The organism is Pseudomonadota bacterium, from assembly GCA_026390555.1.
In the GTDB taxonomy this organism is placed as follows: Bacteria; Bdellovibrionota_C; UBA2361; order UBA2361; family OMII01; genus OMII01.
In genome coordinates this window covers 1-9,780 of record JAPLFS010000013.1, presented here as the reverse complement: position 1 = coordinate 9,780, position 9,780 = coordinate 1, and the positions used below count along the sequence as shown (strand labels likewise).

Below are 9,780 nucleotides of genomic sequence, written 5' to 3'. Positions count from 1 at the left end.
TTACCTGCTCCCGCTCCGATACCGGAAACTTATTTCGAAAAGCACCGATTAATAGAAGATATGTTTTGTCATGAAAAGCTCGAAGTCTATCAAAAGTCGGTTGAATTACTGAATAGGTTATTAGTGTTATTCGCCTCCTCCCGAACGGAAATAGCGATATTGTCAACCAGTTGCGCCGCGCCGCCAGCTCCATTTCATTAAATATTGCAGAAGGTGCTGGCAAAACAGGCGTTGCCGACAAAAAGCGCTACTATAGTATTGCGCGGGGCTCTACTTTGGAGTGTGCCGCGATCTTTGACCTGTTGAAAGCGTGGAACCTTGTTGATCAGAGCGTACTTAAAACTCCTACGAGTCTTTTGAGCAGCTTGGCAGCCATGCTGTCAAAGCTGGTTTTTAAGGGTTAACCGGTATCGGAGCGGGAGCAGGTAACGGGAAGCGGTTCACGTTCCCGCGCAGGGGTTTCTCATCTAATGTACCCACACTTATCGGTGAGGAACCCGATTTCTTAATAGAGACCCATCTCCCCTCAGGCCCGAACCTTATTGTATCCATCAAGCGCTGCAACTTTATAGCACTCAGCCAAGGTCGGATAATTAAACACAGCATCCCGCAGATACTTAATTCCACCCTTAAGCGCCATAACTGCCTGTCCGATATGGATTAACTCTGTGGCGTACTCCCCTATGATATGCACCCCAAGCAGCTCGCCGGTGGTGCGATGGAAAAGAACCTTTAACATTCCGTCCTCATCCCCCAGTAACTGACCACGGGCGATCTCGCGGTAGCGTGCTATGCCAGACTCATACGGAACCCCCTGTTTAGTAAGCTCCTCCTCGTTCAGCCCCACATATGAGATCTCAGGGATTGCGTAGATACCGAAGGGGAGATGGACCTCCATCGACTCCTCCTCAATACCAAAGGCATGACAGCTAGCAAGCCTCCCCTGTCGCCCAGATGTGGAGGCCAGCGCAGGAAACCCGATCACATCCCCAGCCGCGTAAACGTGAGACACCTCGGTTTGAAAGTTTTCATTTACCGTAAGTTTCCCCCGCTCATCTGCCTTCACCCCAATATTTGTAAGCCCTAGATCATCGGTGGCGCTCACGCGCCCCGCTGAATAGAGCACGCAATCGGATACGATCACCTTGCCGCTCTTCAGGACCGTAACAACCTGCTGATCGTCGCGGGTCGTGCAGCTATCAACCTCCTCACCAAGCCGAAGCTTCACCCCCATATTTCTCATCTGGTAGTGAAAGCACTCGCCCAACTCCTCATCTATAAATGAGAGTAGCCTCTTTCTTTGATCGATTATCGTCACATTAATGCCTAGCGCGGCAAACATCGATCCATACTCGGTGCCGATCACTCCACCTCCAACAACGGTCAGGCTGCGTGGTAGATCCTTCATACTAAGCACATCATCGCTATCAAAGATCGAGCTTCCATTAAATTGCACATTCGGTGGACGATATGGACGGGCACCAACAGCTATAACGAACTTTTCAGCCGTTATGCGAGAGACGCCAGATACTGCACGGATCTCAATTGTGTGTGGATCTATAAAAGCCGCATGCCCGTAGATCGTATCGACGTGGTTACGCTGTAGCTGATTCTTGATCGTCTCGATCTCAATCTGCATGACCCGGTTACAGCGAAAGGTCAGGTCGGACATGGTGATGTCGGTCTTCACACGGAATCCAGCGCCGTACATATTGCGCTGCCGAAAGCCGGACAGAAATAGCGCCGCCTCCTTGAACGACTTACTGGGTATTGTGCCGGTGTTAACGCACACCCCGCCCACAACCTCCCGTTGATCGACGATCACTACCCGTTTTCGTATCTTGGCGGCTTGGACGGCCGCTCGCTGACCAGCCGGGCCGCACCCGATTACGATCAGATCATAGTCGTAACTGTTTGACTTCTTGACCACTTTTATTGCTCTCTTAAACGCCCTAAAACCTGAGATCTTAGCCCATCGCCCGGTACATCAGCCATAGACAACTCCCTTTATGGTATCAGTTTACACAGATCTCTGCTGCATTGATTCCATACCCTAAAGATGCTCTATTTAATGGGGCATCTAAGCGCCCGACCGACCAAATAACCGTTTGAGGACACTAATGATTTCAGAAGACGAGGTTCAAAAGATAGCAACCCTTGCTCGGCTGGAGATAGAGCCCTCCTTTAAGCCCGTTATCACAGCCCATCTCAACTCTATTATAGGGTATGTTCAACGTCTAAACGAGGTCGATACAACTGGTGTTCAAGCTATGAGCCACGTTCAGGGGGCAACTAACATCCTGAGAGATGATTTTGTAGGTCAGGTCGGCTCAAATCCCCCAGCCATGCCCCTGTGCGACCCAGCCATCCCTGTTCAGGAGATGCTCAGCCCTGAGGGGCTTTTACAAAATGTCCCTGATCATTCCGGTCGTTTTATCCGAGTTCCACTTATAGTTGAGTAAGATCTCATATGTCAGACCTCGCCTCACTCTCCATATCAGAAATTCGGGTTGGCCTCAGCTCAAAAGATTTTTCGTGCGTTGAGCTTACTCAGGCCTGCCTTAACAAAGCAGAGAAGCTAGCCGCGCTTAATTGCTTTATTGAGCTGACCGCAGAGCGTGCGCTTAAAGCCGCCGCCGGAGTAGATGATCTTATTAAGTCCGGCAAACAGGGCCCACTACTCGGCGTGCCGGTCGGCATCAAAGATATCATCTGCACCGAGGGCACCCGCACAACAGCAGGCAGTAAGATCCTTGCTAACTTTATTCCGCCGTACGACGCGACGGTAATACGACGCCTTAAAACAGCCGGTACCATCTCAATCGGCAAACTCAATATGGATGAGTTCGCGATGGGATCCTCGAATGAGAACTCCGCTTATGGCCCGGTCAAGAACCCCTGGAATCCGGAATACGTACCGGGTGGTTCAAGTGGTGGCTCCGCTGCCGCAGTTGCTGCGCGTATCTGTCCTATTACGCTCGGCACCGACACAGGGGGCTCAATCCGCCAACCCGCAGCATTCTGTGGGATCGTTGGTCTTAAGCCAACTTACGGCCGGGTTAGCCGTTACGGTGTTATCGCCTACGCCTCATCCCTCGATCAGGTAGGGGGATTCGCTCACAACGTGCGTGACTGTGCGCTCGTTACAAAGGCCATCTGCGGCGCAGATCCGAACGACGCTACCTCGGCTCAGCGCCCTGTACCGGACTTTGAGAGTGCGCTTGGAAAGAGCATCAAGGGCTTAAGGATAGGAATCCCTAAAGAGTATTTCGTCTCTGGCCTCAGTCCTGAGATCGACAGCGCCCTTAAGAAAGCTATCTCGGTGCTTGAGGGCCTCGGTGCGATTCCAGTTGAAGTATCCCTACCACATACTGATGTCGCCGTATCGGTCTACTACATTCTAGCACCTGCGGAGGCCTCCTCGAATCTGGCGCGTTATGATGGTATCCGTTACGGCCACCGCGCGCAGGGCACGCTCGATCTTAAGGGGCTCTATTCAAAGACACGCAGTGAGGGTTTTGGCCTAGAGGTGCAGCGCCGTATCTTGGTGGGTACCTATGTGCTCTCCTCTGGATACTTCGATGCCTACTACGTTAAGGCTCAAAAGGTGCGCTCATTAATAGTTAAGGACTTTAGCGATGCATTTGAGAAGCACTGCGATCTGATAGTAGCGCCTATTGCCCCTACTCCACCCTTTAAGATAGGAGAGAAGATCAGTGACCCTATGCAGATGTACCTTAACGATATCTTCACCATTCCGGTTAACCTTGCGGGACTGCCCGGCATGAGTCTGCCGTGTGGCATGACTTCAAACGGCCTACCGATCGGTCTGCAACTAATCGGAAAGCCCTGGGATGAGGAGGGTCTATTCCAGGTTGCATCAGCCTATGAAGCGGCTACAGAATGGCACAAAACTATCCCAGCATTAGCCGTCTAATAAGAGTAGGGCTTAAGGAGTCTCGACATGGAATTTGAAACCGTTATAGGACTTGAGGTTCACGTCCAACTCTCTACTAACTCAAAGATCTTCTGCTCCGCCTCCGCCACCTACGGCGGTGAGCCAAACGAGTATATCGATCCGGTTACGCTCGGACTTCCCGGGGCCCTGCCTGTCACCAACCGCCGCGCCGTTGAGTTCGCTATCATGCTTGGATTAGCTACTAACTCAGAGATCCGCCGCTTTAACCGCTTTGCGCGCAAACACTACTTCTATCCAGATCTCCCCAAAGGGTATCAGATCTCGCAGTTCGATGAACCGATCTGCGAACGGGGCAGCCTTGAGTTCTATCTGGGCGACATCAGGCGCACGGTCGGTCTTACCCGTATCCATATGGAGGAGGACGCCGGTAAGAATATCCACGACTCGCGCACCTCCTCGTCGCTAGTGGATCTTAACCGAGCTGGAGTACCTCTGCTTGAGATCGTATCAGAGCCTGAACTTCACTCCCCAGCAGAGGCCGCGGCCTATCTTAAATCGGTGCGGCAACTCGTACGCTACCTTAAGATTAGCGATGGCAATATGGAGGAGGGCAGCCTGCGCTGTGATGCAAATATCTCGCTCAGGCCGGTTGGGCAACTTAAGTTCGGAACAAGGACCGAGATCAAGAACCTCAACTCGTTTAAGTTCGTAGAGCGCGCGCTGGAGTATGAGATAGCCAGACAATTTGCGATCCTCAAGTCGGGCCAAGCGGTTATTCAGGAGACCCTGTTATTCGATAGCACTACTGGCACAACCCGCTCGATGCGCTCCAAGGAGGAGAGCTCAGATTATCGCTACTTCCCCGATCCTGACCTCCCGCCGGTCGTAGTTGAGGAGTCCTGGATTCGTGAGATTGAATTAAAGCTCCCAAAGCTCCCGGCGCAGTGGATTAACGAGCTCGTTACAGAGTTTGGACTATCCCTCTACGATGCAACCGTTCTAACCACCGAACAGGCAGCGGCCGAGTACTATCACCGCGTCGTTACCGCGTGTAACAACGCTAAAGCTGCCTGCAATTGGGTCACCTCTGAGCTCTTCGGCTCACTTCATAGGGATGGCATAGGGATAGAGCAGAGCCCGGTTTCAGCAGAGTCCCTCGCTCAGTTAATCAAGATGATCGATACGGAGGAGATCTCAGGCAAGATGGCTAAATCGGTCTTTGAGGAGATGTTCAGCTCTGGAAAAGATCCCGTAGCCCTCGTTAATGAGCAGGGTCTTAAACAGCTCAGTAACGACGATGAGATCCTCGCCGTTATCAGACATGAGTTTGATGCCCATCCATCCCAGCTAACCGGCTACCTGGGCGGAAATGACCGCCTACACGGATTCTTCGTGGGACAGGTAATGAAGACCACCGGGGGAGCCGCCAACCCGAAGAAGGTCAATGACCTGATCCGACAGGAAGCCGCCCTCAGGAGGCCCGCTTAGAGCACCATGACCGATCCCCTTCTCATAGCTGCAAGAGAGATAGATCCCCATACTGTGGTTTTCTATCTTGAGGTCCCCCGTAGTCAGATAGTACTTTTACAAACGTATTTTGAGCTATACGATGGGGTCGGAACGGTACGGACCCTCGAGACGCCCAGAAACGTAGTAAGCGTATTTACAACGCCGGGCCTTAAGAACGATTGCATCGAGATGCTCAATGCGATCAGAGAGAACGTTGCTTGGAGGGTGTGCAGTGAGATTCCGGAACAGATATAGTGATTATCAAATAGATATTCTCAAACGGTAGTATTTTAAGGACCCCTATGATCAAGTTAGTACATAAGCATAACAAAGCGATCGGATTCGTATTCCTCTTCGTTGCGGTCTGCTTCGCTTTCAGCGGTGTGGGGCTCGATATTCTGCAGCAGGGCGGCAATGTTAAACGTTCCGCCATTACGGTTAATGAGAGACATTATTCATACAACGAGTTCTCACGCGCTCAGAGCAACCTTGAAGAGCAGTATAAAAAAATGTTCGGGGATCGCTACGAGACCTTCACAAAAACGTTTAACCTAAACATTCCACAACAAGCAGCCGATCAACTCGTTGATAAAGCGCTTCTATCTCAGGAGGCGCAAAGCATCGGATTCGCCACAGACGAGGAGGCGGTTAAGAGATACATCCTGACCAAGATCTTTACAGAGACTCCCTACGACCCTACTCAGTTTAAGGCGATACTACAGCGGCTTGGTATGACCTACCGTGAATTCAGTGCGCAGATAAAGGAGGAGAACGATCGTCTCGCTCTGATAAACCTATTAAAGGACGCCTCCTACCTGAGCACTCGCGATCTTCAGGCTCAATTTATACGACAAGAGACGCAGTACGGCGTTATAGCTGCTTCAATCAAGACCGCGGATCTTCTCGCACAGGTGCCCGCCCCTACAGATGAACAGCTCAAAATATACTACGAAACAAACGCAACACGGTTCGAAGTGCCGGCCAAAGTTTCCTACAGCTATATGGTGCTTGATTCAGAAAAGTTCGAGCAGTTGGTACAGATCTCTTCTCAAGATTTGGAGATATACTACACAGAGAACGCCGCAAAGTTTACACTCCCGGAGCAGGCTCATATACGCGAGATAAAGCTGCTCTACCCCAAGGAGAGCACCCCATCAACGATGGCTGATGTGCGTGCTAAGGCCAAGAAGGTCTATGAAGAAGCTCTTTCAGGAGCTCCATTTCCGGGACTCGTAACAAAATATTCCGACGACCTTCCAGTAAAGCTTGCCGGGGGAGACCGCGGTTGGATTCAACGGGGCGTTAATACAGCTTCATTTGATAAGGCTGTTTTTGCAATACAGCCCGGCGCTATCGCAGAGCTAGTCGAGACGGACTACGGATTTCAGATCGTAAAGGTTGAGGAGAAACTGGCCTCTTCCCTTAAACCGTTCGAGCAGGTCAGGGCGCAGATTGAAGCGGAGATTAGGCGCGCTGAGGCGCCCTCGTATGCCTCCGCCAAGGGGCTGGAGATTATGAATAGCGCTAAGAAGGATAATAAGTCACTACTTGAGATCGGCGGAGCCTCCGGCTTTGTCGTAAAGAACTCTAGCGCTCTCCTTGCCGTTGAGGTCGATCCGGAGCCAGCCCTAGCCGGACTAACAGCCAAGGTTCTGCAACTTCCTAGTGGGGATCGGCTTTTACCGGCCCTAGTTGAGGTCGGCGATGCTACCCTAATAGTGCAGGTCAAGGAGTTTAAGGAGACCTCAATTGCGCCCCTGATTGATGTGCGTAGTAAGGTTATCGAATCCATTAAAACTACAGAGGCTCAGAAGCTAGCTCTAGCGCAGGCTCAGGCGTTACTTCAGTCGGTTCAGGCTAGCCCCACAACCTTTGCAACAACTGCCCTTAACATGAAGGCCAAGGTTATCGGACCAGTAACTATATCTCGTGCAAACCCCAGTAACGATGAACTCGCTAACGCTCCGCGCGAGCTATTAAGCGCGCTATTCGCAACGAATACCCCTCCACAGGTATTGGGCCGATATTTTCCAACACAGGATGGCTTCCTTGTTGCCTCCGTAACAACGATTACCAAGCCCGAGATTACCTCCGTTAAGGCGCTGGAGGAGCTTGAAGAATCTCGCCAGCAAACTCAGTCGGAGCTAACGCGCAAGGTGCTGGAATCAACCATAGCGCTACTTAAAGCCCGTGCAACGATAGAGGTAGACCAAACCATCCTGATCAGGCAGTAACTATTCAGTATCGGCTTGTCGCTTGTTAAGAGGTACTTCTTGCGAACGTCTGATACATCTCAACATCATTAATAGTCAAAAGTAGCTATACGAGATCTGTCACAACCACGCAGCTCTTGGCCTGAGTCGCTATCAATGCTGGGCAGCTTTCAAAGCTAGCCTTACCGGATCTAAAGGCCTCCCATGCGGCTCGCTTCCCCTCCCCTAGCATCAGCACGATACTTAATTCAGCGTCGGCTATAAGTGGGGCGCTCGCTGTCATCCTCTGTGCTGGCGGCTTTGGTGAATCAAGAAACGAAACAAAGCCACGCTCACCACACGCTAGTGCCGGATGGTGTGGAAAGAGCCCAGCTATATGCCCATCCTCGCCAACCCCAAGCACAACAACGGAGAAAGCTCCGCCAAATCTTGCGAGCTCCTCTTGGTAACGCGCGCAGCCAAAATCCTCCATAGCATCGTCAGACACAAAGGGATGCAGCTGCTCAGATTTAAGGCTCCCATCTAGCACAAGCTCGTCAAAGAGCAGCCGTTGCAAGCCGCCAAAATTACTCTGCTCATTAGCGAGGGGCACCAGGCGCTCATCCACCATAAAGAAGTGCACCCTCTCCATCAGATCCTTAGGCTGATCGGCTGCCTCGTTCTTTAAACTTGTAAGGAGCCCAACTATGCTCCTGCCCCCACAGACACCAATCACTAGAGGTTCGTTTTTATCCCTGGCCTTAAGCACAGAAAAGATAGTACGGGCCACCTTGCAGAGCGCCGCATCTAGGGATCCATTAGCCTCTATAACCTCTATCGCCATTTATCTCTCCCTAATATTTTACTCTGGGAAGATTCTCTCCTCCAGCGCCCTCCCGATTAGGCTCGCCCTAAGTGTCGCATATCCCTAATTTTTGGGACAACAGCTGAACTGTAGAACAAGAATTCAACTCAGAAGAGGCTATATGAACGACCTCCATTCCACAGCGAACAAGAATCTGATTCTGTATAAGATCTAGTCCAAAGAGGCGCCCACCATCAGGCCCTGTTGAATAATGATACTGAGATCCATCACATTCAATGGCGATAGTGCGATCCTCAAGGTATAATACAAAATCAATCATTACACCTGCGACATTTAAGTTATCCTCGATCACGTGCGGCACTTTTCTGAGAAATCGACTGAGTGCGTCCATAATAGTTAGCTCGAAATGATTGGAAGATTTTGGGGCTTCCATGCCCCAGAGCTCCTGTCGACGTGGGAAATATTCATAAGGGCCGATAGCCTCGGTAACGAGAAGTGCCTGATAAATATGCCCCCAGGTCTGCAACTCACAGTCGTTGTCGATAAGAAATCGAGGATTTATAACGCATGCGACCTGTGCCGGGTCAAGGAGTGCTAGCGACCATCCGATCATGGCTCTACTACTCATACTGAAGGGCTCCAAAGTTGTCGAGCGTTGCAATTGACGTGCGACCTTTCCAATAAAGCTTGTCAGCTTACCATCCCTAATATCGAGAAAAGCGTAGGCTCTTGCCATGCAAGCTAGATCCATAGCAGTAATCTCTTCCTGTCTACGCTGAAACTCTGTGCTAATCGCTCCGAATAATTCCTCATGTCGTACGCCCATCAGGGATACTGACTTAGCAACGTTAGATAGATCATACGATGAAAGATCTCGCACCTGCGAGATTATGTCCTCACAGAGCTTCATCATCACCTTATACTCGGAGCGCCACTGATCTTTAAATTGCTGCCGGATATTGGGCTCAAGTTTTACAAGCCACGCCATCGATCTAGCGAGGCTAACTACAACATCGTTTCTCTGACTGCCCAAAAGTGAGACTTTGGCCTGCTCACGAATTGCCTCTAGGGAGTCAAATCGGCAAACGGTAGATAAATGATCTTCACTAACTATCTGCTCCAGTAACTTGGAGATCTGAGCACGCCCGTTCGGTAGGCGACCATCAAAGTTATTAACTTGTGAGCTCTCTAAACTGCTGGGATTAACTAGCATTGCACCATGTTACCAGCCCAGCGCTACTATTCAATAAGACATCTAACTTACTATGCGGTTTTGGCTTGATTTAGCTCTGATCCGCTCTTAAAGAGCGTGAAACATGTCTGAGCAAGCGCGG

Annotated in this window: 10 protein-coding genes; 6 read left to right on the top strand and 4 right to left on the bottom strand. The window is 50.8% G+C overall.

Annotated features, from left to right (window positions below):
• Positions 1–241, bottom strand: a 241-nt coding sequence (locus NTV65_00835) for a hypothetical protein (protein ID MCX6113746.1), incomplete at its 3' end; no start/stop codon positions are given.
• Here NTV65_00835 and NTV65_00830 point away from each other — a divergent pair.
• Positions 171–404, top strand: coding sequence for a four helix bundle protein (locus NTV65_00830; GenBank protein ID MCX6113745.1), 234 nt, complete (start codon positions 171–173; stop codon positions 402–404). The genes NTV65_00835 and NTV65_00830 overlap by 71 nt on opposite strands.
• Positions 405–526: 122 nt before the next feature.
• Here NTV65_00830 and sthA read toward each other — a convergent pair whose 3' ends face one another.
• Positions 527–1,930 (bottom strand): Si-specific NAD(P)(+) transhydrogenase, encoded by a 1,404-nt coding sequence (gene sthA / locus NTV65_00825; protein MCX6113744.1) that lies wholly within the window; start codon positions 1,928–1,930, stop codon positions 527–529.
• Between the two features lie 190 nt (positions 1,931–2,120).
• Here sthA and gatC point away from each other — a divergent pair, with 190 nt between their 5' ends.
• From gatC to NTV65_00800, 5 genes are read left to right on the top strand one after another with little or no spacing between them, the layout of a single operon-like run.
• Complete coding sequence (gene gatC, locus NTV65_00820; protein ID MCX6113743.1) at positions 2,121–2,462, top strand: Asp-tRNA(Asn)/Glu-tRNA(Gln) amidotransferase subunit GatC; 342 nt, start codon at positions 2,121–2,123, stop codon at positions 2,460–2,462.
• A gap of 8 nt (positions 2,463–2,470) precedes the next feature.
• Positions 2,471–3,937, top strand: coding sequence for an Asp-tRNA(Asn)/Glu-tRNA(Gln) amidotransferase subunit GatA (gatA, locus tag NTV65_00815; GenBank protein ID MCX6113742.1), 1,467 nt, complete (start codon positions 2,471–2,473; stop codon positions 3,935–3,937).
• 27 nt (positions 3,938–3,964) lie between these two features.
• Complete coding sequence (gatB, locus tag NTV65_00810; GenBank protein ID MCX6113741.1) at positions 3,965–5,407, top strand: Asp-tRNA(Asn)/Glu-tRNA(Gln) amidotransferase subunit GatB; 1,443 nt, start codon at positions 3,965–3,967, stop codon at positions 5,405–5,407.
• 6 nt (positions 5,408–5,413) lie between these two features.
• Positions 5,414–5,683 carry a DUF4911 domain-containing protein gene (locus NTV65_00805; GenBank protein MCX6113740.1) on the top strand — a complete coding sequence of 90 codons (270 nt, stop codon included), beginning with the start codon at positions 5,414–5,416 and terminating at the stop codon, positions 5,681–5,683.
• A 47-nt stretch (positions 5,684–5,730) separates the two neighbouring features.
• Positions 5,731–7,662: a SurA N-terminal domain-containing protein gene (locus tag NTV65_00800; protein MCX6113739.1), complete on the top strand. Its 1,932-nt coding sequence runs from the start codon at positions 5,731–5,733 to the stop codon at positions 7,660–7,662.
• A gap of 85 nt (positions 7,663–7,747) precedes the next feature.
• Here the strand turns inward: NTV65_00800 and pgl are convergent, their stop codons facing one another.
• The gene (gene pgl / locus NTV65_00795; protein MCX6113738.1) at positions 7,748–8,464 is read right to left on the bottom strand and encodes a 6-phosphogluconolactonase; all 717 of its coding nucleotides are present in this window, start codon (positions 8,462–8,464) and stop codon (positions 7,748–7,750) included.
• A 67-nt stretch (positions 8,465–8,531) separates the two neighbouring features.
• Entirely contained in the window at positions 8,532–9,659 is a 1,128-nt protein-coding gene (locus NTV65_00790; GenBank protein ID MCX6113737.1) for a hypothetical protein, read from the bottom strand.
• Positions 9,660–9,780: the final 121 nt, after the last annotated feature.